Origin of the sequence: Flavobacterium jumunjinense (genome assembly GCF_021650975.2) — a bacterium.
Taxonomy (GTDB): Bacteria; Bacteroidota; Bacteroidia; order Flavobacteriales; family Flavobacteriaceae; genus Flavobacterium; species Flavobacterium jumunjinense.
In genome coordinates this window covers 1-25,987 of the sequence record NZ_CP091285.1, presented here as the reverse complement: position 1 = coordinate 25,987, position 25,987 = coordinate 1, and the positions used below count along the sequence as shown (strand labels likewise).

20 protein-coding genes are annotated in these 25,987 nt (G+C 31.0%); 14 read left to right on the top strand and 6 right to left on the bottom strand.

Annotation, left to right across the window (positions count from 1 at the left end; translation table 11 throughout):
* The first annotated feature begins 100 nt into the window (after positions 1–100).
* The 5 genes from L2Z92_RS00100 to L2Z92_RS00080 all read left to right on the top strand — a co-directional run bounded on the left by L2Z92_RS00100 (position 101) and on the right by L2Z92_RS00080 (position 5,979).
* A complete protein-coding gene (locus L2Z92_RS00100) occupies positions 101–2,056 on the top strand; it encodes a peptidylprolyl isomerase (RefSeq protein ID WP_236456825.1) in 1,956 nt (651 codons plus the stop codon).
* Positions 2,056–2,904, top strand: a complete 849-nt coding sequence (locus L2Z92_RS00095) for a hypothetical protein (RefSeq protein WP_236456824.1) — start codon at positions 2,056–2,058, stop codon at positions 2,902–2,904. The genes L2Z92_RS00100 and L2Z92_RS00095 overlap by 1 nt, the downstream gene beginning before the upstream one ends.
* The gene (locus L2Z92_RS00090) at positions 2,888–4,240 is read left to right on the top strand and encodes a peptidylprolyl isomerase (protein WP_236456823.1); all 1,353 of its coding nucleotides are present in this window, start codon (positions 2,888–2,890) and stop codon (positions 4,238–4,240) included. Before L2Z92_RS00095 ends, L2Z92_RS00090 begins: the two co-directional genes overlap by 17 nt.
* 228 nt (positions 4,241–4,468) lie before the next feature.
* A complete protein-coding gene (locus L2Z92_RS00085; protein WP_236456822.1) occupies positions 4,469–5,422 on the top strand; it encodes an AAA family ATPase in 954 nt (317 codons plus the stop codon).
* Between the two features lie 8 nt (positions 5,423–5,430).
* The gene (locus tag L2Z92_RS00080; protein ID WP_236456821.1) at positions 5,431–5,979 is read left to right on the top strand and encodes a hypothetical protein; all 549 of its coding nucleotides are present in this window, start codon (positions 5,431–5,433) and stop codon (positions 5,977–5,979) included.
* Between the two features lie 145 nt (positions 5,980–6,124).
* Here the strand turns inward: L2Z92_RS00080 and L2Z92_RS00075 are convergent, their stop codons facing one another.
* Positions 6,125–7,267: a hypothetical protein gene (locus L2Z92_RS00075; protein ID WP_236456820.1), complete on the bottom strand. Its 1,143-nt coding sequence runs from the start codon at positions 7,265–7,267 to the stop codon at positions 6,125–6,127.
* 39 nt (positions 7,268–7,306) lie between these two features.
* Between L2Z92_RS00075 and L2Z92_RS00070 the strand changes: the two genes are divergently transcribed.
* The 4 genes from L2Z92_RS00070 (at position 7,307) to L2Z92_RS00055 (ending at position 15,627) form a co-directional block, all read left to right on the top strand.
* Positions 7,307–8,413, top strand: coding sequence for an acyltransferase family protein (locus tag L2Z92_RS00070; RefSeq protein WP_236456819.1), 1,107 nt, complete (start codon positions 7,307–7,309; stop codon positions 8,411–8,413).
* 321 nt (positions 8,414–8,734) lie between these two features.
* Positions 8,735–11,512: a bifunctional aconitate hydratase 2/2-methylisocitrate dehydratase gene (locus L2Z92_RS00065; protein WP_236456818.1), complete on the top strand. Its 2,778-nt coding sequence runs from the start codon at positions 8,735–8,737 to the stop codon at positions 11,510–11,512.
* Between the two features lie 124 nt (positions 11,513–11,636).
* Positions 11,637–13,901 carry an aconitate hydratase gene (locus tag L2Z92_RS00060; protein ID WP_236456817.1) on the top strand — a complete coding sequence of 755 codons (2,265 nt, stop codon included), beginning with the start codon at positions 11,637–11,639 and terminating at the stop codon, positions 13,899–13,901.
* A gap of 1,060 nt (positions 13,902–14,961) precedes the next feature.
* Positions 14,962–15,627 carry a Crp/Fnr family transcriptional regulator gene (locus L2Z92_RS00055; protein ID WP_236456816.1) on the top strand — a complete coding sequence of 222 codons (666 nt, stop codon included), beginning with the start codon at positions 14,962–14,964 and terminating at the stop codon, positions 15,625–15,627.
* 332 nt (positions 15,628–15,959) lie between these two features.
* Here the strand turns inward: L2Z92_RS00055 and L2Z92_RS00050 are convergent, their stop codons facing one another.
* Both L2Z92_RS00050 and L2Z92_RS00045 read right to left on the bottom strand, forming a co-directional pair.
* The gene (locus tag L2Z92_RS00050; RefSeq protein WP_236456815.1) at positions 15,960–17,408 is read right to left on the bottom strand and encodes a glyceraldehyde-3-phosphate dehydrogenase; all 1,449 of its coding nucleotides are present in this window, start codon (positions 17,406–17,408) and stop codon (positions 15,960–15,962) included.
* Between the two features lie 140 nt (positions 17,409–17,548).
* Positions 17,549–18,937, bottom strand: coding sequence for a S1C family serine protease (locus L2Z92_RS00045; RefSeq protein WP_236456814.1), 1,389 nt, complete (start codon positions 18,935–18,937; stop codon positions 17,549–17,551).
* A gap of 281 nt (positions 18,938–19,218) precedes the next feature.
* Between L2Z92_RS00045 and dapF the strand changes: the two genes are divergently transcribed.
* From dapF to L2Z92_RS00020, 5 genes are all read left to right on the top strand, one after another.
* Complete coding sequence (dapF, locus tag L2Z92_RS00040; protein ID WP_236456813.1) at positions 19,219–19,998, top strand: diaminopimelate epimerase; 780 nt, start codon at positions 19,219–19,221, stop codon at positions 19,996–19,998.
* A gap of 3 nt (positions 19,999–20,001) precedes the next feature.
* Positions 20,002–20,619 carry a hypothetical protein gene (locus L2Z92_RS00035; protein WP_236456812.1) on the top strand — a complete coding sequence of 206 codons (618 nt, stop codon included), beginning with the start codon at positions 20,002–20,004 and terminating at the stop codon, positions 20,617–20,619.
* A complete protein-coding gene (locus L2Z92_RS00030; protein WP_236456811.1) occupies positions 20,616–21,149 on the top strand; it encodes a GNAT family N-acetyltransferase in 534 nt (177 codons plus the stop codon). Before L2Z92_RS00035 ends, L2Z92_RS00030 begins: the two co-directional genes overlap by 4 nt.
* A 4-nt stretch (positions 21,150–21,153) precedes the next feature.
* Complete coding sequence (mltG, locus tag L2Z92_RS00025) at positions 21,154–22,197, top strand: endolytic transglycosylase MltG (RefSeq protein WP_236456810.1); 1,044 nt, start codon at positions 21,154–21,156, stop codon at positions 22,195–22,197.
* A gap of 375 nt (positions 22,198–22,572) precedes the next feature.
* The gene (locus L2Z92_RS00020; RefSeq protein WP_236456809.1) at positions 22,573–23,232 is read left to right on the top strand and encodes a peptidoglycan-binding protein LysM; all 660 of its coding nucleotides are present in this window, start codon (positions 22,573–22,575) and stop codon (positions 23,230–23,232) included.
* A gap of 4 nt (positions 23,233–23,236) precedes the next feature.
* On the opposite strand, the gene L2Z92_RS00015 is transcribed toward L2Z92_RS00020, so the two are convergent.
* The 3 genes from L2Z92_RS00015 to dnaA form a co-directional block, all read right to left on the bottom strand.
* Positions 23,237–23,968, bottom strand: a complete 732-nt coding sequence (locus L2Z92_RS00015; RefSeq protein ID WP_236456808.1) for an SAM-dependent methyltransferase — start codon at positions 23,966–23,968, stop codon at positions 23,237–23,239.
* A gap of 131 nt (positions 23,969–24,099) precedes the next feature.
* A complete protein-coding gene (locus tag L2Z92_RS00010) occupies positions 24,100–24,558 on the bottom strand; it encodes a low molecular weight protein-tyrosine-phosphatase (protein ID WP_236456807.1) in 459 nt (152 codons plus the stop codon).
* 1 nt (position 24,559) lies between these two features.
* Positions 24,560–25,987: a chromosomal replication initiator protein DnaA gene (dnaA, locus tag L2Z92_RS00005; protein ID WP_236456806.1), complete on the bottom strand. Its 1,428-nt coding sequence runs from the start codon at positions 25,985–25,987 to the stop codon at positions 24,560–24,562.

Here is a 25,987-nt window from a genome sequence, read left to right as displayed (position 1 = left end):
TTTTTTGCTTAATAATTTTTTGTTAATAGCGTTCTATATAGTTGCAATATACATTTGAATTGTTATTTTTGTTGGTCGGTAATAAAAAATTTAAAATTATATGAAAAACTTAGTATTTGTAGTAATATGTTTTTATGCTTCGTTGTTTTCCTTTGCACAAGACAAGGAGAAGTTGTTTACAATTGATAGTCATTCTTATTACACAGATGAATTTTTAAGAGTTTACAATAAAAATCTAGACTTAGTAAAAGACGATTCTCAAAAAGATTTAGACAAATATTTAGAACTTTTTCTAGGCTATAAACTAAAGGTAGAAAAAGCATATAAGTTAGGTTTACAAAATGATCAAAAATATATAAGCGAATTAGCTTCCTATAGAAGTCAATTAGCTAAAAATTATTTAAATGATACTAAGGTTACTAATGCATTGATTGAAGAAGCCTATGATAGAATGAAAAATGAAGTAAAAGCTTCACATATTCTAATCATGGTCGACGAATCGGCAAAACCTGAAGACACATTAAAAGCCTACAACAAAATTTTAGATTTAAAAAAACGTGTAGATAAAGGAGAAAACTTCGACAATATTGCAGCACAATATTCAGAAGACCCTTCGGCTAAAGAAAACAAAGGAGATTTAGGATATTTTTCTGCATTTAGAATGGTTTATGCTTTTGAAAACGCAGCTTTCAATACTCCAATTGGTAAAGTTTCTAAACCTTTCAGAACACGATTTGGATATCATATCTTAAAAGTTGTTGATAAAAGAGAAAATAGAGGAGAAGTTACGGTTGCACATATAATGATTTTAAAAAATAAAGAAGCGGCTGAAGGAAAAGAAAAACAAACCATAGAAGATATTTATAAAAAAATTAAGCAAGGTGAAAGTTTTGAAAGCTTAGCAAATCAGTTTTCCGAAGATAAGTCAAGCGCATTAAAAGGTGGACTATTGCAACGTTTTGGTTCAGGTCAATTAACATCACCAGAATTTGAAAACATTTCTTTTTCTTTGACAGATAAAAATCAAATTTCAGAACCATTTCAATCTCAATTTGGTTGGCATATCGTAAAGCTAATTGAAAAACACCCAGTGCAAACTTTAGAAGAAGTAAAGTATGAATTAGAAAACAAAGTAAGAAGAGACGAAAGATCTTTGTTGATTACTAATTCATTAGCGAAAAAAGTTAGAGGAAAGTATACATTTGTAGCAGATGAAACTGTTTTGAATAAAATTAAAAAAGCAGTAACGAAAGAGTATTATGCAAATAATTGGACAATTCCTGTTGATGGAAATGAGATAAAAGGGCAAATAGCAATAATAAATAATGATCAAATAATCAATGCTGAAGACTTCATGAAGTTTCTTTTTTCTCAACAAAAAAATGGAGCAAAAACAGAACCAATTTCAAAATTAGTAGACGAGCAGTTTGAAAAATGGTCAGATGAAAAGTTAATTGAATATTATGATAATAATTTAGAAAGCGAATTTTCAGAATTTAAATTCGTAATGGACGAATACAGAGATGGTCTATTATTGTTTGATTTAATGGATAAAGAAATTTGGACAAAAGCAAAAACAGATACAATTGGACTTTCGGAATTCTATAATGATCACAAAAATGATTACATGTGGAAAAAACGATTGGATGTTGATTTATTATCATCAACAGATGAGAAAACAATTGAAAAAGCTAGAAAATATTTAAAGAAAGGGAAGTCATTAGAATATATTAAAGAAAAACTAAACCTCGATGATAAAGTTAACATTATAGAAAAATCAGGAGTTTTTGAAGAAGATTCAGACGTGTTACCAGAATTTAAAGTAAAATCTAAAGGAGTAACAAATATAGTATCAAAAGATAATTACTTTTTTGTAGCTAATGTAAAAGAAGTTAAAGAAGCGCAACCAAAAAAGATGGAAGAATGCAAGGGGAAATTGGTTAGTGATTATCAGCAATACTTAGAAAATAATTGGGTTTCAGAGTTGAAAAAAGAATTTTCAGTAAAAGTAGACCAAGATGTATTTAATAAAGTAAAAAGACAATTATCAAAATAATGAAGTTATATCAAATAATCCTTTTAATTCTTTTAACAACATCTTGCGAATATTTCAAAACTCCTAAAGAGCCAGAATCTATTGCGAGAGTTGGTGGAGATTATTTGTTTAAAGAAGATATTTTAAATTTAGTACCAAAAGGAACCTCTAAAAAAGATAGTGTAGAAATTGTAAAAGCTTATATCGATAGGTGGGCGACACAAAAGCTACTTTTTAAAGGAGCCGAACTAAATTTAAGTAAAGATAAAATCGCAGATTTTGATGACTTAATTAATCAATACAAAGTAGATTTATACTCTAAAGCCTATATTGAACAATTAGTAATACGTAAAATAGATACTATTGTTTCTAGCGAGCAAATAAAGGACTATTATGATCAGTATAAAGATTTTTTTAAGAATTCTTCTGAATTAGTTAAGTTAAGATACATCAATTTAGTTAAAGAAAATCCAAAATTCGATAAAATCCAATCAAAGTTTAGTTCCTTTGCTACTAACGATAAAAAAGAATTAGAACAACTGGCAATTCAGTTTAAAAGTTATGCTTTTAACGATTCCATTTGGGTCGATATCAATCAAGTTTATGAAAAATTACCATTTATAAACTTAGAAAATAAAGACGATTATTTGTCTGATGGGAAAAATTATAAATATTCAGATTCAACAACAATTTGGTTAGTAAAAGTAAAGCAAGTGTTGCCAAGAAACAGCATAACACCATTGCAGTTTTTAAAGCCAACGATTAAGCAAATTATAATTAATAATAGAAAGTTAGAATTAATAAATACAATAGAAAAGGAAATTACAAATGATGCTATTAAAAATAAAAAATATGAAATTTATAAATAAAAGTGCAATTTTAGCACTCTTTTTATTGTCAGCAACAGTAATAAATGCACAAGCGACAAAAGAAAAAGTAGACGGTGTAATTGGTGTAGTAGGAGATTATGTTATTCTTGATTCTGATATCGATTTAGAATATATTCAATTAAGAGCACAAGGAGTAGATGTTAAAGAAATTTCACGTTGCGAGTTATTTGGAAAGCAGTTAGAAGATAAATTATATGCTCATCAAGCAGTTGTAGATAGTATTATTGTTACAGATGTTGAAGTAAACGGATTCATGGAAGAGCAAATTGATGCCATGGTTGAACAAGTTGGTTCAATGGATAAAGTGCTTACTTTTTACAGAAAGAAAAATGTAGATGAGTTTCGTGCTTATTTCTTCGACATCATTAAAAACAACAAGTTAACATCTCAAATGCAAAAAAAGATAGTTGACGATGTGCAAATTACACCAGAAGAGGTGCGTAATTTCTTTAAAGCAATTCCTAAAGATGAAATTCCAACTTTCGGAGCAGAAATAGAAGTAGCTCAAATTGTTGTTAAACCAGTTGTTCCTGAAAGTGAAAAACAAGCAGTAATTAAGAAGTTAAAAGAATTAAAACAAGAAGTACTTAATGGTTCAAGTTTCTTTAGTAAAGCAGTATTGTTTTCAGAAGATCCAGGTTCAAGTTCAAACGGTGGTTACTATAAAATGAATAGAAAAACACCATTTGTAAAAGAATTTAAGGAAGTTGCTTTTTCATTGGCAGTAGGAGAAATATCAGAACCATTTGAAACAGAATTTGGTTACCATATTATACAAGTAGATAAAATTAAAGGTCAAGATGTAGAATTAAGACACATTTTAATTTCACCAAAAGTTTCACCAGAAGCATTAAAAGAAGCAAAACTAAAAATTGAAGGAATTAGAACAAAAATTCTAACAGGAGAAATTTCGTTTGCAGATGCTGCAAAATCATCTTCAGATGAAAAAGAAACACGTAACAATGGTGGAGTACTTTTAAACCCAAGAACATTAGAGCCACGTTTCGAATTAACTAAAATGGATCCTTCATTATACGGAAGAGTTTCAACGTTAAAAGATACAGAAATTACAGTGCCTTTTATAGATGAGGAAAGAACTGGAAAAGTGTATAAAATTATGACTGTTAATAACAGAACAGAAGAGCACAAAGCAGATTTTTCACAAGATTATTTAAAAATTAAAGAATTAGCTTTGAAAGACAAGCAAATTAAAGCAATCGCTAAATGGACGGAAGAAAAAATCGACGAAACATATATTAAAATAGGTACAGATTATAAAGATTGTGAATTCACAAATAACTGGACTAAAAAATAAATTATTTTTTAATACTATTTTATAGAAGCGAATGGTAAAGGTAAATCAGTTAATGTATTTCCTGCCATTCGCTTTTATCTTTCATTGCAAAAATGAAGCAATGAAAGGATAACACTTCTGTCAGGGCTAAATAGTAATTGTCATTACTTTTTTATAAGTATTTTTTCTTACTTTAGTAACTTCAAAAGACAAAGAACAACATAAACCGAACAAAATAAAAAGAGATATATGTCAGATGTAGCAGCAATTCAGCAACTAGTTCAAAAACAAAAAGCATTAAAACAAGAAATTGCAAAAGTTATTGTAGGGCAAGAAGAAGTAATAAATCAAATAGTATTAAGCGTTTTTGCTGGTGGTCATGCCTTATTAATAGGTGTTCCGGGATTAGCAAAAACATTAATGGTAAATACAATAGCAAAAGCTTTAGGTTTAAACTTTAAGCGTATTCAGTTCACACCCGATTTAATGCCATCTGATATATTAGGAAGTGAAATTCTAGATGAAAACCGTCAATTTAAATTCATAAAAGGACCAGTTTTTTCAAACATTATTTTGGCAGATGAAATCAACCGTACACCACCAAAAACGCAAGCAGCTTTGTTAGAAGCAATGCAAGAAAGAACAGTGACTGTTGCTGGACATAATTATAAATTAGACCTACCTTATTTTGTTTTAGCAACACAAAATCCAATTGAGCAAGAAGGAACCTATCCTTTACCAGAAGCACAGTTAGACCGTTTTATGTTTGCTATTAAATTAGAATATCCAAGTTTTCAAGAAGAAGTAGATGTTGTAAAAGCTACTACTTCCGATTTTAAACCTGTTGTGAATTCATTATTTACAGCACAAGAAATCATCGATTTTCAAAATGTAATTCGAAAAATTCCAGTAGCCGATAATGTAATTGAGTATGCAGTAACATTAGTAAGTAAGACCAGACCAGATAATCCATTGGCTACCGATTTTGTTAAAACCTATATCGATTGGGGAGCAGGACCTAGAGCCTCGCAAAACCTGATTTTAGCAGCGAAAACACAAGCAGCTCTTAATGGTAAATTCTCGCCAGATATAGCAGATGTTCAAGCTGTTGCAACAGGGATTTTACGTCATCGTATTGTGAAAAACTATAAAGCCGATGCAGAAGGTATAAGCGATGAAGAAATAATTAAAAAATTATTTTAGGGTTTAATATGAGAAAAATTATTTTACTGATCTTATTGTCAGTTTCTGGTTTTGTTTTTTCACAAAAAGAAGGTCAAGATTTTTGTAAAGGAAATAGTAAAGGAAGTTATTTTCCACTTGATATCACTAAAAAGAAAATATATTGGTATAATACCTTTTATTATGAAGTTCCTAACGGAACAAAAACAATAAATGAAAAGCAGTATGTTGAGTTTGTACAAGAATGGGAAAACGGAGAAGTTGATCTTCTTTATTTAAGAGAAGAAAACGGAAAGGTTTATCAATATGAAGATTGTTGTAAAACGAAATCATTGCGTTATTCTGATAAAATGAATAACAAAGAAAAATGGGAAAGAATTGAAGATAAAGTCCGATATATTGTGCTTGTTAGAAACGGTAAATTAAGAACACCATTCTGCAATTATAAAGATTTGTTTGTATTAAGGGCAGAATACAGTAATGGTGTTACGTATGATTTTTATTATCAAAAAGGCTTAGGTTATATTGGTGCTACACGCAAAGGAGAGTTGATCTCTTATATAACACCTGAAAATTGATTTAGAGTTCTAATTTTTATTCCTATTTATTAGAAATAGAAGATGGGCTTTTATTAATAAGCTATAGAGAAAGGAATTTAAAGAGGATAATTTGTGAGGTATTCAAATTTTAAATCAAATAACATAGAAAAATATAGTATAGCTATTATTTAAGTGATAGCTTAATTTTCTCTTCCAACTCACTATCATAAAAAAACAAAAACATACTTCCCATCATATCTTGGTCAGTAGCAGAAGTATTGTCTACCTCTAAAACCAATTCATAATCATGATCGGCATACAACCAAATACCTTCAATCGAACTAAAAGGAGTCACTTTTTGTAATCCAATCTTTTTTTTGAAATTCGTAATAGCACTTTTGAATAATGTTGTTTCAGAAGTCTTGTCATGCAAAGCAATAGAAGTAGCAAAAGGGTGCACATGAATTGCCGAATAATGCAAACGTAAACTATCTTTTAACTGCAATTGATTTTTTATAGAACTCCTGTAAGTGTTTTTGCCTTGTGGAACAACCCAATGTCCAGAAAGTGATTGTCCCATAGCATCAGTATAACTATGGTATTTTGGATCTACAGGAATGCATTGATTACTACCAGGAGAAAGCGGACTCTTATACGGGTTCTCTGCATTATAGGGTAATTGAATAAAAACAGTCTTGCTCATTAATGGTCTTTGTTTACCATTATAAGGCTCGTGCGTAATAGTCACTTCGTGTTTTAATTTCTTAAAAATTGAAGCTTGATTATGGTTTAATACCTGAGAAGTAATATATAAAAAATCATTTCCTTTAATTGGAACACCATAGCCATCGGGAAAATTAGAAGTAATAAAACCATTAGAAAGTGATGTTAAGCGCGGAAACTGCTTTCCAATTCGCTCCTTTAAATCCCAATGCGTGTAATAATTAACATCGTTAATATCGACATTCATGTGACAGATGAAATCATTCGATAAGCGAACACTTGTCGTTGCATCTATTGCTTTAATATCAAAACCAGTAATCCATAACAAACTATCTTCTTGACTCAGTTGTATGTATCGAGAAGATTGAGGGCCTTCCATAGATTTATAAATACCATCTACCAAAAAAGTAGGCGACATCATTTTGTGCTTGGTAGAAGAGTTGGCTATTTGCCATTCGCTATCTACTATGCCAATTTTGTGTAGTAAAGTAGTTTTTACAATTGCTTTTTTTCTTTTGGAAAGTTGCGAGTAGAAAATACCACCACCAATTGCTCCAATTAAAAAAATAACTCCTAAAATTTTATATATCTTTGATTTTCTCATTGTTGAATAATACAAAAAACAAAAATAACCAATTCTCTAATGAATACTAATAATAAACAACGAATTTTTGGATTAGATCTAATGCGTGCCGTTGCGATACTGATGGTTTTGTCTTCGCATGTGCTGTGGGTCTATCCTAATAAAAAGAATATTATTACAAGTGCTTTTGAAGTTTTTGGACTTTGGGGTGTCGAAATATTTTTTGTATTAAGTGGTTTCTTAATTGGAGGAATTCTATATAGAAGCTACCTTACAACCTCATTTGGAAAACAAGAAATCTTTGTTTTTCTAAAAAGAAGATGGTTCAGAACACTACCCAATTATTATTTAGTTCTAATAATTAATATTGGGTTGGCATATTATATTGGTTACGAAGCGAAAGCACTATGGAAATATTTTTTCTTTCTTCAAAATTTTTCTACTACAATGCTTCCTTTTTTTCCAGAATCATGGAGTTTATCTGTAGAAGAATTTACTTATCTGTTATTGCCTCTCCTGCTTTTTGTGTCATTATTCATCAAAGTTAAAAACAAATCCATTCGATTCATTTCTGTAATAGGATTATCAATGCTGTTTTTCTTTCTTACTAAGTTGTACTTTAGTTACACAGCTACAAGCAACAATATGACCGATTGGAATTTGTCATTAAAATCGGTGGTCATTTATAGAGTAGATGCAGTATTAATTGGAGTTGCAATGGTTTGGATCTATCATAATTATACAAACATTTGGAAAAAAAATAAACGTATTTGTTTTCTACTTGGAACCCTAATTTTAATGTTTATTTTTGGAGGTGTAAGCTATTTTAGAATCTATATCGATTCGAATCCGTTTTTTTGGAACGTTCTATATTTGCCAATAAATTCAATAGGATTTGCTTTGTTCTTGCCAGTACTATCCCAATGGAAAACCTCAAAACAATTTTTCGCAAAACCAATCGAGTTTGTCAGCTTAGTATCCTATTCTGTATACCTAATTCATTACTGTATTGTTTTACAACTTATGAAATTTTGGATAGACACAACAAAGTATACGATGATGCAACTACATATTTTTACAGTAGCCTATCTAATAACCACTTTTACCTTAAGTTTTTTACTTTATACCTACTACGAAAAACCAATGATGAACAGGAGAGATCGGTAGGTTTTAGAGGATTCATATTTTTAAAATCGTAATCAAAGTAATCAAATTTGAGAATTTGATAAAATTTAAATCTGAAATTAAGAATAATTTAATAAAAGTTGTTAAAAGCTGTTTTTGATGAATAATTTTCAGTAAAATAGAATCTTTTTAAATAATAATGAGTAGAATAGATGCTTTTATTAAAAATTTTTAAATCTCGTTACTATTTAGTAAATTTGCTCGTCTTAAAAAAAATCAAGAAACAACCCGTGAATAAATGAAAGATTTTAGATTTTAAATGTCTTATTAATTCACTTGTTGATGTCAAAAAAAAACTCTATTATGAATACTTATAAAGATTACATTCAAGAGATTGAAGAACGAAAAGGTCAAGGACTTCATCCAAAACCAATTGATGGAGCTGAATTATTAAGCGAAATAATTAGCCAAATTAAAGATTTAAATAACGAGAACAGAGCAGATTCTCTTAATTTCTTTATTTATAATGTTGTGCCAGGTACAACAAGTGCAGCGGGTGTTAAAGCTAAATTTTTAAAAGAAATTATTTTAGGTGAATCTGTTGTTGAAGAAATTACACCTGCTTTTGCTTTTGAGTTATTATCACATATGAAAGGTGGACCTTCTATTGAAGTATTATTAGATTTAGCTTTAGGAAATGATGTAGCTATCGCAAAAGAAGCTGCAAAAGTTCTTAAAACACAAGTTTTCTTATACGATGCCGATACAAATCGTTTAGCAGAGGCATTTAAAAAAGGTAATGAAATAGCGAAAGAACTTTTAGAAAGTTATGCTAAAGCTGAATTCTTTACTAAGTTACCAGATGTAGAAGAAGAAATTGAAATAGTGACATATATTGCAGGGATAGGGGATATCTCTACAGATTTATTGTCACCAGGAGGAGATGCGCATTCAAGATCAGATCGTGAATTACACGGTCAGTGTTTGTTTGAGCATAATAAAGAAATGCAAAAGGAACTTTTAGCTTTAAAAGAGAAACATCCTAATAAGCGCGTGATGTTAATCGCTGAAAAAGGAACTATGGGAGTGGGTTCATCAAGAATGTCGGGTGTTAATAACGTGGCATTATGGACAGGTATTCAAGCGAGTCCTTATGTTCCATTTATTAATATTGCTCCAATTATTGCAGGTACAAATGGTATTTCACCAATTTTCTTAACAACTGTTGGTGTAACAGGAGGAATAGGGGTTGACCTTAAAAACTGGGTTAAGAAAACAGATGCAGAAGGAAAAGTAGTTCGTAATGAAGACGGTGAAATTGTATTAGAGCAAACCTATTCTGTTGAAACAGGTACCGTTTTAACTATTAATACAAAATCGAAAAAATTATACAAAGGAAGTGAAGCGTTAATGGATATTTCAGCTTCATTGACTCCGCAAAAAGTAGAATTTATAAAAGCAGGTGGATCATACGCTATTGTATTTGGTAAAAAAATTCAAACATTTGCAGCTAAGACTTTAGGTATTGAAACTCCACTTGTATATGCTCCATCGAAAGAGATTTCTCATGAAGGACAAGGACTTACTGCTGTTGAAAAAATATTTAATAAAAATGCTGTTGGCACAACTCCAGGAAAAATATTGCACACAGGTTCAGATGTTCGTGTTGAAGTTAATATTGTAGGTTCTCAAGATACTACAGGTTTAATGACTTCTCAAGAATTAGAATCAATGGCAGCAACTGTTATTTCTCCAATTGTTGATGGAGCGTACCAGTCAGGATGTCATACCGCTTCAGTTTGGGATAATAAGTCAAAAGCTAATATTCCTAAACTAATGAGTTTCATGAACGACTTTGGTTTAATTACAGCTCGCGACCCTAAAGGGAAATATCACGCTATGACCGATGTAATTCACAAGGTATTAAATGATATTACTATAGATGATTGGGCAATTATTATTGGAGGTGATTCACATACAAGAATGTCCAAAGGGGTTGCTTTTGGTGCAGATTCAGGAACAGTTGCTTTAGCACTTGCTACTGGTGAAGCTTCAATGCCAATTCCAGATTCAGTAAAAGTTACCTTTAAAGGAGAAATGAAAGGATATATGGATTTCCGTGATGTAGTGCATGCTACACAACAACAAATGTTAAAACAATTTGGAGGTGAAAACGTATTCCAAGGTAGAGTAATTGAAGTACATATTGGAACTTTAACTGCCGATCAAGCCTTTACATTTACTGATTGGACTGCAGAAATGAAAGCAAAAGCTTCTATCTGTATTTCAGAAGATGAGACTTTAATAGAATCATTAGAGATTGCTAAATCTAGAATCCAAATTATGATCAATAAAGGGATGGATAATGCAAATCAAGTGCTTCAAGGATTAATAAATAAGGCGAATAAACGTATTGCTGAAATTAAATCGGGAGAAAAACCAGCTTTAAAACCAGATGCTAATGCTAAATATTACGCAGAAGTTTTAATTGATTTAGATCAAGTAATCGAACCAATGATTGCAGATCCAGATGTAAATAACGAAGATGTTTCTAAACGTTATACACACGATACTATTAGACCTTTATCATACTATGGTGGGACTAAAAAAGTAGACTTAGGATTTGTGGGATCATGTATGGTTCATAAAGGAGATATGAAAATTTTAGCTCAAATGTTAAAAAACATAGAGGCAAAACATGGTAAAGTTGAGTTTAAAGCTCCTTTAGTAGTTGCACCTCCAACATATAATATTGTCGATGAGCTAAAAGTAGAAGGCGATTGGGAAGTATTACAAAAATACTCAGGATTTGAGTTTGATGATAATGCACCAAAAGGTTTGGCACGTACTAAATATGAAAACATGTTGTATTTAGAGCGTCCTGGCTGTAACTTGTGTATGGGGAATCAAGAAAAAGCAGCGCCTGGAGACACTGTAATGGCTACTTCTACACGTTTATTTCAGGGAAGAGTCGTTAAAGATTCTGGCGAGAAAAAAGGAGAATCTTTATTATCATCTACACCAGTAGTGGTTTTATCTACTATTTTAGGTAGAACACCTACAATGGAAGAATATGAAGCTGCAGTGGAAGGGATTGTTTTAACAAGATTTAAACCTTCTCAAAAACAATTAGTAGGATAATTTAATTTCCTGTTAAATCTAAAAAAAGCCTGAGTTATTTTAACTCAGGCTTTTTTTAGATATCTTATTTTTTCGTACCTTGTAATCTTCAAAAATAAATAGTAAAATAATAAACAAAAATAATATGGCTTTTGATATTGAAATGATTGAAAAGGTGTATGCAACCATGGCAGAACGTGTTGATAAAGCACGCGAGCTAGTTGGTCGTCCACTAACATTGTCTGAAAAGATTTTATATTCACATTTGTGGGAGAAAATGCCTTCACAAGCATTTACAAGAGGAAAAGATTATGTGGATTTTGCACCAGATAGAGTAGCTTGTCAAGATGCAACAGCACAAATGGCATTATTACAGTTCATGCATGCTGGAAAAAAAACAGTTGCCGTTCCAACAACAGTTCACTGTGATCACTTAATTCAAGCAAAAGTTGGTGCTGATGCCGATTTAACACGTGCAAAATCACAATCAAGTGAAGTTTTCGATTTCTTATCATCAGTTTCAAACAAATACGGAATCGGGTTTTGGAAACCAGGTTCTGGAATTATTCACCAAATTGTTTTAGAAAATTATGCATTTCCAGGTGGAATGATGATTGGTACCGATTCGCATACTGTAAACGCAGGTGGATTAGGTATGCTAGCTATTGGTGTGGGTGGTGCAGATGCAGTAGATGTAATGTCTGGAATGGGTTGGGAATTGAAGTTTCCAAAACTAATCGGTGTTAAATTAACTGGAAAATTAAACGGATGGACAGCTCCTAAAGATGTTATTCTTAAAGTTGCTGATATTCTTACTGTAAAAGGTGGAACAGGAGCAATTGTAGAATACTTCGGAGAAGGTGCAGAGTCAATGTCATGTACGGGTAAAGGAACAATTTGTAACATGGGTGCAGAAATTGGAGCAACAACTTCAACTTTTGGATATGATGATTCAATGCGTCGTTACTTGAATGCAACAGATCGTCAAGATGTAGTTAAAGCAGCAGACAAAGTAGCCGATTATTTAACAGCAGATGAAGCAGTATATGCAGATCCAGCACAATATTTCGACCAATTAATCGAAATTAACCTATCAGAATTAGAACCACATATCAACGGACCTTTTACACCAGATAGAGGAACACCAGTTTCTAAAATGAAAACAGAAGCAGCTGCAAATGGATGGCCAATAAAAGTAGAATGGGGATTAATCGGTTCTTGTACTAACTCTTCTTATGAAGACATGTCTCGTGCAGCTTCAATTGTTGAACAAGCAGTTGCACATGGAATTTCTCCAAAAGCAGAATTCGGAATCAATCCTGGTTCAGAACAAATTCGTTACACTATTGAAAGAGATGGAATCATTGCTACTTTCGAAAAAATGGGAACTAAAGTGTTTACAAATGCTTGTGGACCATGCATCGGACAGTGGGATAGAGCTGGAGCAGACAAAGAAGAGAAAAACACCATCGTTCACTCTTTCAATAGAAATTTCTCTAAAAGAGCAGATGGTAACCCTAATACACATGCTTTCGTAACATCACCAGAAATGGTTGCTGCATTAGCAATTTCAGGAAGATTAGATTTCAATCCTTTAACAGATACATTGTTAAATGATAAAGGTGAAGAAGTAAAATTAAACCCTCCAAAAGGAGACGAATTACCAAGCAAAGGTTTTGATGTAGAAGATGCAGGTTTTCAAGCACCAGCTGAAGACGGTTCAGGAATAATTGTATCTGTTTCAGAAACGTCAGATCGTTTGCAATTATTAGCACCTTTCAAACCTTGGAATGGTGAAAATATTACAGGAGCTAAGTTATTAATTAAAGCTTTTGGTAAATGTACTACAGATCATATTTCTATGGCAGGACCATGGTTACGTTTCCGTGGACATTTAGATAATATTTCTAATAATATGTTGATTGGAGCAGTAAACGCATTCAACCAAGCAACAAACAAAGTGAAAAATCAATTAGATAATAGTTATGATGCTGTTCCTGCTGTAGCAAGAGCATACAAAGCAGCTGGAATTCCTTCTGTAGTTGTTGGAGATCATAATTACGGAGAAGGATCTTCTCGTGAACATGCTGCAATGGAGCCTCGTTTCCTTGGTGTAACAGCTGTTTTAGTAAAATCTTTTGCACGAATTCATGAAACAAACCTTAAAAAACAAGGAATGTTAGGATTAACGTTTGCTAACGAAGCAGATTATGATAAAATTCAAGAAAATGATACCATCAACTTCTTAGATTTAACAGCATTTGCGCCAGGAAAACCGTTAGCTATAGAATTCGTTCATGAAGATGGTTCTAAAGATGTAATTATGGCAAATCATACCTACAACGAAGGACAAATTGAATGGTTTAAAGCAGGTTCTGCATTAAATTTAATTGCAGCTGGAAAAGCTTAATTAATCAATTAGGATAGTATTTTAAACAGCTGTTTTTTTAATAAAAACAGCTGTTTTTTATTTTTCATTCCTCTTGAAAAAGTTATAAAACGGAATAAAATGGAATAAAACTTTCCGATACGCTTCGCACTCAAGGTGATGCGTGTTGAAAACCGTTTTAATGAAATTTTTTGTGTTTTAATACATTTTTTTTTCTAAGTTTTTCTATGAAATAGTTAATTCAACAGAGTTTTATTTTATAAAATAAAGAAGTAGATATGCCTATTTCTTGGGTGAAACTATTACTGAAATTATGACAGCAAATAAGTTGATTAGTGTTAATTCGAAAGATAATTATCTATAAAGTTACAGATTTTTTGATTTAGTAATAAGAGGTGAAAATTAAAACAAAACAAAAAGATTTGCGGCTAAACTGAAAATAATCAATTGTTTTCAGTTTTACTTATCATATATTTAGCGTCTACATTTATTAAAACAAAAATTTGAGAACATTTAAAATTATCATCGGATTTCTTTTGCTTTATGGGACAGGAAGCGAATATATAAGCGCAAGTAAACAATTAGGCTCGCTCTACGAAATTGGAATTTTAACATCTATATTTCTTCTTCTTTTTTTATGCACATGGTTAATTGGGAGTGGGTTTTCAAAAGAAAAACTAAAATTTAAATCATTTGAATTCTTAAAATTTTTCATAATTTCTTTTGTTATTTTTGCCTTTTTGCAATAGTAAGTTTAGTTGCAAAATGAGTTTCAAGCAACTTTGTAGAAATTAGTATAATTAAAATTCCATTGGTTAAATGTATTGATGTAAATTGAAGAATTTAGCCTATTCAAAACACTTGGTTTGTATGTCGCTTATTGTAACATAATGTTAAAAAAACTTGATATATGTAACCAATAGTTGTGTAGTAATGTCTGCAACAAAGCAACTTTAAACGTCAAGCTAATAAAAAGAATAAGTAACCAAAACAGTTAATAAAATGATAAAAATGTATTAGGGAAACTAATACATTTTTTTATTGTTATAATATGATTAACTTTGAATAAATAATTTTGCAAATGAATTCGATTTGGTATTTTGAAGATGTAAATCTTTTCAACATAATGTGTCCGCACAAATTTAAAGACGCAGGACATAACCATACTTTTAAAGAATATTCAAAAAATGATTATATCTATTCAGAAGAAGATGCAGCAGATAAGATTTACTTAATTAATTCTGGGAAAATCAAGATTGGTTATATAAACGAAGAAGGAGACGAGGTAATATCTGCAATATTATCTAAAGGAGAAATTTTTGGAGAAAAAGCAATACTAGGAGAAGAAAGAAGAAACGAATTTGCACTTGCTTTAGAAAACAACACTTCAATATGCCCCATTGCAAGCGAAGAAATGCTCGAACTGATTAGAGGAAATAGAGAATTAAGTTTAAAAATATATAAGTTTATTGGTTTTAGACTGAAACGATTAGAAAGAAGATTAAAACTACTTCTTTTTAAAGATACAAAAACACGTTTAAAAGAATACTTAAAAGAACTTGCATTAGATTATGGTTATACCAATGCAGTTTCTGGAGACACTGTAATTCGTCATCCCTTCACCCAAAAAGAAATTGCTGCATTAATCGGAACATCTAGACCAACATTAAATATTTTAATAAATGAGTTGCAAGAAGAAGGCTATTTAAAATTTGATAGAAAAGAAATTATATTAAAAAATAAATAGAAAGAATCTTTTCTTTTTCAACACATACAATTAAAAAGGAAATAAAAAATGTCTTAGAAAAGCTGTAAAACAGTTACTAAGACATTTTTTTATGCACTAATATAATACAACGGCAAAGTAAAAATAGTAAAAAGGATTTCAATCTTAGTTAATTAATATTTTTTTGATGATTATCGCTCGTTTGATATCGTATTTTAAGCAAAAGTTTTGGACTAAACTATTTGATTATTTAGATTAACTTCTCTTGTGGGAAAATTAACTGAACATTAGCTAAACAAAAAGCGCACTCTTAAAAAAGAGTGCGCTTTTGATTTTTATGTTTTTCTAACCGACTAATAGTAAGTAAAACGTCTTACTTTAGAAATGTATTTAGCTAAACGAATAACTTGGTGACTATAACCATATTCGTTATCATACCATACATACATTACAATATTTTTTCCGTCAGCCGAAACAATCGTAGCATTACTATCATAGATAGATGGAGCAGGAGTTCCAACAATATCAGAAGATACTAACTCATTGTTTAAAGAATATTTAATTTGCTCAACAAGTTTACCTTCTAAAGCATATTTCTTTACAATATTATTTAATTCTTCAACGGTAGTAGTTTTGTCTATTTCTAAATTTAAAACCACTAATGATCCGTTCGGAACAGGAACACGAATTGCATTTGAAGTTAATTTTCCGGCAAGACTTGGTAATGCTTTAGCAACTGCACTTCCAGCACCAGTTTCAGTAATTACCATGTTTAAAGCTGCCGAACGACCTCTTCTGTATTTTTTATGCATATTATCAACCAAGTTTTGATCGTTTGTGTATGCATGAATAGTTTCAATATGTCCTTTTGTTACGCCAAGAGTGTCTTCAATTACATTTAAAATGGGTGTAATTGCATTAGTTGTACATGAAGCAGCAGAATAAATGTCTACTTCATCTGGATTAAACTCAGTATGATTTACACCATAAACAATATTTGGAACACCTTTTCCTGGAGCTGTTAATAAAACTTTAGCAGCACCTTTAGAAACTAAGTGACGTTTTAATGCTTCTTCTGTTGTGAAAGCACCAGTGTTGTCAATAATTAAGGCATCTTCAATACCGTATTCTGTATAATCTATTTCTTCTGGAGAATTAGCAGTAATAAGGTGAACTGTTGTGCCATTAATAAGTAATGCATTGTTTTCTGGATCTGCGTGAACAGAACCTTCAAAATCACCATGAACAGAATCATAACGTAATAAAGAAGCTCTTTTTTCTAATAGAACGGCATCATTTTTATCGCGAGTTACAATAGCTCTCAAACGTAGTTGTTGTCCTTTCCCTATTTTACTCATCATTTCACGAGCTAATAAACGACCAATACGCCCAAAACCATATAATACTACATCTTTTGGTTTGATCTCTTGATATTCTTTTGCATCTTTTAATTTGTCAATTATAAATGCTTTAGCATCGTTGTATTTGTCATCTTCTAAATGATACTCATAAGTAAGTTTACCAATATCAATTTTTGAAGGTGGTAAATCTAGACTGTTAATAGCGTTAGCAATCTCTACAGAATCGAATACATTGATTGGTTTTGCAACAAATTCTCCTGCATATTCATGTAGATTAATAATGTCACTCACGTTTCTATCGATTAATTGGTTTCTAAATAGAACCATTTCAATCGATTTGTCATACCATAAATCGCTAATAATTTTAATAAGCTCAACGCAAGCTTTTCTTCTATCTGCTTGAAAAGCAAGTTCTTTCTCGTATAAGTTGTTGTTACTCATGAAGTAAAATATAAATTGTGTTGTTTTGAAAAATATTTATGCAAAAATAAAGTTTTCAAACGTTTTCGTGAAATTTTTTGTGACATTTATATATAAAAAAACCAGTCAGTGTTGACTGGTTAACAATTTACTTGTTTTTTCTACATTATAATGTCTTGAACTTGTCTGTTTTTAAACAATATTTTATACCTAGCCTTACTCGATTTCTTTTTGTTTAAATAGGATGATATTTTTTCGGCATCGGTTGCTTTTATTCCATCAACACTTAAAATAATACTACCTTCTAAGTCGTTTTTATATTCTTGATAATTCTCATTAGTAATGGTTTTAATTTTTATACCATAATCTAAATTTAATTTTTTCATCTCTGTTGGAGACATGTCTTCAAATTCAAAACCATTAAATTCGGTAATTAATAATTCTTTTTTTACTAATTTAACAGGGAAAATTCTTTCTTCATTATCTCGTAATACTTTTACATTGACTACTTCGTCTGGGCGTTTCGTATTAATATAAGAAGTAAGTTCAGAAAAACTTTTAATTTTTTTACTATCTAATGCTATAATAACATCACCTTCTTTAATGCCTGCTTTTTCTGCTCCAGATTTCTTAGTTACTTTACCAATGTATACACCTTCAGAAGCATCTATTCCGTATTCTTTTGAAGTCATAGGGTTCAAATCACCACCTTCAATACCAAGAACACCTCTTTGAACATTACCAAATTGCATTAAATCTTCAATTATTTTTCTAGTTATGTTTGAAGGAACAGCAAAAGAATAGCCGGTATAGCTTCCTGTTGGAGAAGAAATCATAGTGTTTATCCCTATCAATTCACCACGCGTATTTACTAATGCACCACCACTATTTCCAGGGTTAACAGCCGCATCAGTTTGAATGAAAGACTGTAGTCCTTCATTACTTAAATCTCTTGCTTTTGCCGAAATTATTCCAGCCGTTACAGTAGAGGTTAGATTATAAGGATTTCCTACTGCTAAAGCCCATTCGCCCACTTTTACATTTTCTGAATCTCCAAATGTAATAAAAGGTAATTTTTCATCACTTTCAATTTTAATTAAAGCAATGTCCATTTTAGAATCAGTACCTATAAGTTTTGCTTTGTAAGTCTTATTATTGTTCAACGTCACTTCAAGTTCACTTGCTTTATCAATCACATGATTATTGGTAACAATGTAACCGTCTTCCGATATAATTACACCCGAACCAGTTCCAACTTGCATTTGTTGTTGTGTACCTCCGCTACGACCACCTCCAAAGAAGAACTCAAACGGATCTCTGTAAACACGTTGCATCGCCATGTTTTTTACATGCACAACACTATGGATTGTGCTTTCTGCTGCTGCTGTAAAATCGATATTTTCAGCGCTAAGGCTAACATTCTTTGTGTAACTTGGCGCAACAGCAATTGTTGAAGTGTCATTTTTAGGTTCAATAAAAAATTTATATGCACCTAATGTTGTGGCACCGCTTAATAATGATACTAAAAATAGATTTCCTAAATTTCTCATAGACATATAATAATTTATTTTTGTTATGTAAAGTTAAATACAAAAACGAAACAAAAAATCAGTTTAACGCTCGCTTAACATTGTTTAACATCTTGTTAGGAATTAATAAAATGAGATGTAGGAAGAAACGCTAAATTTTATATAATACCAGTTATGACTTCAATTTACTGTAAAAGAAAATGATGATTCAATATAAAAATGTGATATAAAATTAGTGTGCTTTATTATATTTTTAAATACTCTAATCTTTATTTACCTTTGTTCTAATTTTAGCATAAAACATGAATCTAACATTTTATAAATATCAAGGAACAGGGAACGATTTTGTCATGATTGATAATCGTCAAAACAATTTCGACAAGAATAATACCAAATTAGTCGCTTTTTTATGCGATAGAAGGTTTGGTGTTGGAGGAGATGGACTTATTTTATTAGAAAATCATGAAAAATATGATTTTAAAATGGTTTACTATAATGCTGATGGAAATGAGAGCAGTATGTGTGGCAATGGTGGAAGGTGCTTGGTTGCTTTTGCGAAACAACTTGGAGTAATTACGAATAGAGCAGAATTTGAAGCCATAGATGGCTATCATTTTGCAACAATTGACGAAGGTATTGTTTCATTACAAATGAAGAATGTGTCAGATATAGAAATACATAATGAGTATACTTTTTTAGATACAGGATCGCCACATCATGTGCAGTTAGTAGAAGGTTTAAAACAGTTCGATGTTAAAAATGAAGGTGCAAAACTTCGTTATTCTGATCTGTATGGAAAAGTTGGAAGCAATATAAATTTTGTGAATCAAATTGAGAGTGACGAATTTGCTTTGAGAACTTATGAGAGAGGAGTGGAAGACGAAACCTTTTCTTGTGGTACAGGAGCAACTGCTGTAGCAATAGCAATGTATAAAGCAGGAAAGACAACTTCTAATAATGTGAAGTTAAATGTAGAAGGTGGGAGTTTGGAAGTAAGTTTTAAAGAAGTAAACGGACAGTTTGTAGATGTGTTTTTAAAAGGACCAGCAACATTTGTTTTTGAAGGAAGAATCAATAAATAATATATGTATAAAAAAATAAGTATTCTGTTTTTATTCGCTTTTGTTTGTTCATGCTCTAAAGGAAAACAAAAAGAGATTAATGTAGCAAATGAAACTCCTCAAGTATTACAAAATAATGATTCGGATATTTCGTTACGATCTTTTGGGAAAAAATATGATTTTAATATTATTGATAAACTATATAATGAAGCAATAGAAAAAGATGAGAGTCTAAAAAAGTTAGAAAATGTTTTTCTATATATAGGTGGAGTTAAGAAAGATAGTTTAAAAGATTTTAATGACTATTTGGGTAATAATGCTAGGTATTGGAATGATGTTGATGATTACTTAAAACAAATAAAAGATACTATTTTAAGAAAAGAAGTAACTAAAGATTTTGATAAATTTGAAAAAGAATTTAAAAAATCGATAACTTCATTACAACACAAGGATAGTCTTTTAAATATGAAATCAGTATTGTTAGACGATTATCATACTATTATGAAATTAAAAATTACTCATAATATGATGATGAAATATAATACTAATGAATTTCCGAAGGATAAGAATCATGTTTTTATGGATAAAAAATATGATACCTTGATGGTTAATATTAAAGAACAAATAAAGAAATATAATTGATAACATTAAAAGGGAGTACAATCCATTTAAGAGCATTAGAGCCTGAAGATTTAGAGTTTGTTCATGCTATCGAAAATGATGAAGCCATTTGGGAAGTAAGTAATACGCAAACACCATATAGTCGATTTCTAATTCGACAATATCTTGAAAATGCACATCAAGATATATATGAAGCGAAGCAATTAAGGTTAGCAATTTGCTTGAATGCTACTTCTGAAGCAATTGGTTTAATTGATTTATTTGATTTTGATCCAAGAAATAATAGAGCAGGAGTGGGTATTCTAATTAAGGAAATTGAGAATAGAGCTAAAGGAATTGGTACGGAAGCATTAGGAATGTTAATTAATTATGCCTTCCATCAATTACAATTGCATCAGTTATATGCAAATATTGGGGCTGAAAATGAAAATAGTATGCAACTTTTTTCTAAATTTGGTTTTAAAGAAATTGGAATAAAGAAAGAATGGAACAAAGTAAATGGAATCTATAAAGATGAGTTTTTGTTTCAATTAATTAACAATAAAAAATAACACATTGAATCTAAAAAAAATCATTGCTTTTTTAGCAGTAGCAGGAATTGTAGTAGCAGGAATTGTTGTGTATTATGTTTATAATAAAGCATTTCTACCCAATACTAAGTTTTCTGAAAAAGAAGTGCTAGTTTTTGTTCCATCCAATACCAGCTATGAAGGTGTGAAAGAAATTCTATCTCCTTTTTTAAACAGTATAGAAGATTTTGATTTTGTTGCTGTTAAAAGGAAATATGCGCAAAATGTAAAAGCAGGGAAATTTCTATTGAAAAAAGGAATGTCAAATTATGATATTATTAAAGCAATGAGGAGTAATATTCCAATTAAAGTAGCCTTTAATAATCAAGAAACCATTAATAAATTGGCACAGAGATTAGCTTCTCAAATAGAACCCGATAGTATTGCTTTTATTGAAGCTTTTACAAATGTAGATTTTTTAACTGAAAACAAATTTACTGAAGATGAGGTTTTGGCTATGTTTATTCCGAATACTTATGAATTTTATTGGGATACTTCAGCGACAAAAGTAGCAGATAAAATGGCAAAGGAATATAGAAAATTCTGGAATGACGAAAGAAAAGCTAAAGCGTCTAATTTAAATTTATCAGCCGTTGAAGTATGTGTCTTAGCGTCTATAGTTCATAAAGAAACAGCAAAAGTAAGTGAAAGGCCATCAGTTGCAGGTGTTTATTTGAATAGAATGGCAATAGGAATGCCTCTTCAAGCCGATCCAACAGTTATTTATGCAATGAAGCGAAATTCAGGTGATTTCGATCAAGTAATTAAGCGTGTTTATAGTAAAGATACACAAGGAACTATTTCTCCCTATAATACATACATAAATTTAGGATTACCTCCTGGACCAATTGCAATGCCAGATATTTCAGCAATAGATGCTGTTTTAAATGCAGAGAAGCACGATTATATCTATTTTTGTGCTAACCCTGAAAAGCCAGGTTATCATGCTTTTGCTTCTAATTATGCACAGCATCAAACAAATGCAAGAAAATATAGCCAGTGGGTAAATAAATTAGGAATTAATCGCTGATATTCTTTCAAAATTTAAAAAAAATAAAGCTTCAAAATTGTGAGTTTACTCTCATGATTTTGAAGCTTTATTTTTTTTGATGTTATATCTTAGTTAAAAAAACAGTATTTTGTTTTAGTCAGTTTTGTCTTATGTTTGATGTTTTTTGTGCTAAAAAACGAAAAAAAGCAGCTCTATAGTTTTGTTTTTTTACGATTTATTTTTCCTGTTTAAGTCTTGCTATCTTGCTATATATTAGGTGTTTCAAGGAGTGAAAAAATGAAGAATCTATCTTTAAGTAAACTTTAACAACTTGTTTTTCAGTATTATAAAAAAATACGTATCTTTGCACTCGCAAATTTCAGAGAAGTGACAGGTCCTGAGAAATGGTAATTTATGGTAAGAAAAGGTTCGTATTTTTTAGGATTGACCATCCTAGTAGTGTTGGTTTCATCAGGATTCAATTCGATTGAAACTAAAGAAGTAAGAGGGTTTTATTTAACGGAAAACGAAGTAGTTTCCTATCATGTTCCAAGTGAAGATGAAAATGAAATCGAAGACGAAACAGTAGTAATCGGAAATGCTGTTCCTTATGTAGGAAGAACTTTTGCAGGCTTTAAACAAGCTATTGCATTTAAAGAATCACGAGGTATTTTGAACATGGTAAATTCCTATGGATACATGGGGAAATATCAATTTGGAAAGACAGCTTTACGTTGTGTTGGAGTGTATGATTTTCAAGAATTCCTTAGAAACGCAGATTGGCAAGAAAAAGCATTCAAAGCTTTGTTGTCTATAAACAAGTGGGAATTAAGAAAAGAAATCAAAAAATACAATGGTAAAGTAATTAATGGGGTTAAAATTACCGAATCAGGTATCTTAGCGGCAGCACATCTTGGTGGAGCTGGTTCGGTTAAGAAATACTTGAGAAGTAATGGGAGAAATGGTTTTAAAGACGGTTTTGGTACTTCGTTAAAAAGTTATCTTAAAAAGTTTGGAGGGTATGATGTTTCTCATGTGCCAGCCAATAGAAATGCCAAAGTAAAGTTGAATTAAAAATTTACATTTTGTGAATAATGAAAATGCAAGGTCGCTTATGTAAGTCGACCTTGTTTTTTTTCCACTCTTTTATTGTTTTTGTTTTGATATATTCTGTTGGCAGCGTAATATCGCAAGCAATACATAAAAGTGTAGTAGGTTGAAGGATTTGTAGTAAATCTTCAACAAGTTTATTGTTTCTATATGGAGTTTCTATAAATAACTGCGATTGATTTCTTTCTAGTGACAAGCGTTCAAAATGTTTAAGCTCGTTCTTTTTCTCCTGATTATCAATAGGTAGGTAGCCATTGAAAGCAAAGCTCTGTCCATTCATTCCACTAGCCATTAATGCTAATAAAATAGAACTTGGTCCAACTAAAGGGACTACTTGAATTCCTTTTTCATGTGCTATTTTTACAATTACAGCACCAGGATCCGCAATTCCAGGACAACCAGATTCACTTAATAATCCAATATTTTTGCCTTCTAATAAGGGTTTTATGAACTCGTAATGTTCTGCTATTTCTGTGTGCTTATTTAAAAGTGAAAGAATTAATTCGGGTTGTTTCTTTTCAGGATGTATGCTTTTTATGAATCGACGAGCTGTTTTTTCGTTTTCAACAATAAAATGATCAATAAAGTCAATACTTCTTTTCACTGTGTGAGGTAAAACATCTTCTGGAGCAACAGTTGTTTCTCCAGGATTAGATAATGTACAAGGAATTAAATAGAGTTTACCAAAAGAAGTATTCATTGTTGTGATATTTTGATTTTTGCAAAAGTACAAAAAAAAGTCCCACTGAAGCAGGACTAAATGTTTTTACTGTTAGTAATAAAATTGATGTTTTTGTAGTTACGGTTAAAATTGTTGCTTTGTTGAAACTATTAATTAGTTAACTTATTTGCAATAACATCACAAGCTTTGTTTAGCATGTCGTAAACATTTTCAAAACCATCCTGGCCTCCATAATATGGATCTGGAACTTCTACGTTTTCATCAGGAAAAAGTTCGTTTAGGATAATTTTTACTTTAGATTTTACACTTTCATTAGGAGCTAAATTCAGAATATTTTTATAATTAGACATGTCCATAGCGTAGATATGATCGAACTTTTCAAAATCGGAAGGTTTGAATTGTCTTGCACGTTGGTTTGTAATGTCTATATTGTGCTTTTTTGCAGTAGAAATAGACCGCTTGTCAGGTAGCTCTCCAGCATGCCAACCACCAGTTCCAGCGGAATCTACAATATATTTATCTTTTGGTAGTTTGCTTTGTAATATGCCCTCGGCTAAAGGAGAACGACAAATATTACCTAAACAAATCATTAAGATTTTTGTTGTCATTTTATAATGATAATTTCTTAGTGATATCGTCTACAAACTTACGAAATTGTTTGTCTGTAGTTACTAAATTATCTACAGTTTTACAAGCGTGTAATACAGTAGCATGATCTCTATCTCCAATTTGATTACCAATATTGGCTAAAGAAGATTTAGTGAATTTTTTCGCAAAAAACATAGCTAATTGACGTGCTTGAACGACATGTCTTTTTCTAGTTTTAGATTGTAATGTTTCAAGGTCTAATTGGAAATAATCTGAAACCACTTTTTGTATGTAGTCTATAGAAATTTCGCGTTTAACATTTTTAACAAATTTTTCTACTACCTGTTTCGCTAATTCTATTGTTACTTCTCTTTTGTTGAAAGAAGATTGTGCGATTAATGAAATGATTGCTCCTTCAAGTTCACGAACATTAGATTTTATGTTTTTAGCAACATATTCAATAATCTCTTCAGGTATTTCTACACCATCTCTATATAAAATATTTTTTAAGATAGAAATACGTGTTTCATAATCCGGTTGATGTAATTCAGCTGATAATCCCCATTTGAAACGAGATAGTAAGCGTTGCTCAATATCTTGCATGTCTACAGGAGCCTTATCGGAAGTTAGAATTACTTGTTTTCCATTTTGATGTAGATGGTTGAATATGTGGAAGAATACATCTTGTGTTCCAGTTTTTCCCGATAAGAATTGAACGTCATCAATAAGTAGAACGTCAATTAATTGGTAAAAATGAATAAAGTCATTTCTTGTATTCTTTTTAACAGAATCAATATATTGTTGTGTAAAAATTTCAGCAGAGATATACAATACTGTTTTTTCAGGGTATTTATCTTTAATTTCTACTCCAATCGCGTGTGCTAAATGCGTTTTTCCAAGACCAACACCTCCAAAAATTAATAACGGATTAAAAGAAGTTCCACCGGGTTTGTTTGCAACAGCTAAACCTGCACTTCTAGCCAAACGATTAGAATCTCCTTCAAGAAAATTATCAAAACTATAATTCGAGTTTAATTGCGAATCGATATTGATATTTCTTATTCCTGGAATAATGAATGGATTTTTTAATTCTGGATTTTTTTGAACGATAGGCACATCAACTTCTTGCGTTTTTACCGGTTGTCTATTGTTACTTGGAATTTGCTCAGTAAATGGAAGTTTATTTCCATAAGCATTTTCCATTCTGATCTTGTAAAGTAATTTTGCGCTTGGACCAAGTTCTTTTGTTAAGGAAACTTTTAAAAGTTTAACATAATGTTCTTCTAGCCATTCGTAGAAAAACTTACTTGGTACTTGAATAGAAAGTGCGTTTTCATTTAGGTCAACTGCCTGTATCGGTTCAAACCATGTTTTGTAGGCTTGTTCCTGAATGTTATCCTTTATAAATAACAGACAATTTTTCCATACCGATTGCGCAGTTTTATCCAT

What these genes read in the sequence shown, in the direction of transcription:
- L2Z92_RS00085 (WP_236456822.1), top strand. Translation starts at nt 4,469, where the DNA reads ATGTCAGATGTAGCAGCAATTCAGCAACTAGTTCAAAAACAAAAAGCA.
- L2Z92_RS00075 (WP_236456820.1), bottom strand. Translation starts at nt 7,267, where the DNA reads ATGAGAAAATCAAAGATATATAAAATTTTAGGAGTTATTTTTTTAATT.
- L2Z92_RS00010 (WP_236456807.1), bottom strand. Translation starts at nt 24,558, where the DNA reads ATGACAACAAAAATCTTAATGATTTGTTTAGGTAATATTTGTCGTTCT.
- L2Z92_RS00090 (WP_236456823.1), top strand. Translation starts at nt 2,888, where the DNA reads ATGAAATTTATAAATAAAAGTGCAATTTTAGCACTCTTTTTATTGTCA.
- L2Z92_RS00035 (WP_236456812.1), top strand. Translation starts at nt 20,002, where the DNA reads ATGTATAAAAAAATAAGTATTCTGTTTTTATTCGCTTTTGTTTGTTCA.
- dnaA (WP_236456806.1), bottom strand. Translation starts at nt 25,987, where the DNA reads ATGGATAAAACTGCGCAATCGGTATGGAAAAATTGTCTGTTATTTATA.
- L2Z92_RS00100 (WP_236456825.1), top strand. Translation starts at nt 101, where the DNA reads ATGAAAAACTTAGTATTTGTAGTAATATGTTTTTATGCTTCGTTGTTT.
- L2Z92_RS00060 (WP_236456817.1), top strand. Translation starts at nt 11,637, where the DNA reads ATGGCTTTTGATATTGAAATGATTGAAAAGGTGTATGCAACCATGGCA.
- L2Z92_RS00095 (WP_236456824.1), top strand. Translation starts at nt 2,056, where the DNA reads ATGAAGTTATATCAAATAATCCTTTTAATTCTTTTAACAACATCTTGC.
- L2Z92_RS00055 (WP_236456816.1), top strand. Translation starts at nt 14,962, where the DNA reads ATGAATTCGATTTGGTATTTTGAAGATGTAAATCTTTTCAACATAATG.
- L2Z92_RS00080 (WP_236456821.1), top strand. Translation starts at nt 5,431, where the DNA reads ATGAGAAAAATTATTTTACTGATCTTATTGTCAGTTTCTGGTTTTGTT.
- L2Z92_RS00070 (WP_236456819.1), top strand. Translation starts at nt 7,307, where the DNA reads ATGAATACTAATAATAAACAACGAATTTTTGGATTAGATCTAATGCGT.
- L2Z92_RS00015 (WP_236456808.1), bottom strand. Translation starts at nt 23,968, where the DNA reads ATGAATACTTCTTTTGGTAAACTCTATTTAATTCCTTGTACATTATCT.
- L2Z92_RS00020 (WP_236456809.1), top strand. Translation starts at nt 22,573, where the DNA reads ATGGTAAGAAAAGGTTCGTATTTTTTAGGATTGACCATCCTAGTAGTG.
- dapF (WP_236456813.1), top strand. Translation starts at nt 19,219, where the DNA reads ATGAATCTAACATTTTATAAATATCAAGGAACAGGGAACGATTTTGTC.
- L2Z92_RS00050 (WP_236456815.1), bottom strand. Translation starts at nt 17,408, where the DNA reads ATGAGTAACAACAACTTATACGAGAAAGAACTTGCTTTTCAAGCAGAT.
- L2Z92_RS00065 (WP_236456818.1), top strand. Translation starts at nt 8,735, where the DNA reads ATGAATACTTATAAAGATTACATTCAAGAGATTGAAGAACGAAAAGGT.
- L2Z92_RS00045 (WP_236456814.1), bottom strand. Translation starts at nt 18,937, where the DNA reads ATGAGAAATTTAGGAAATCTATTTTTAGTATCATTATTAAGCGGTGCC.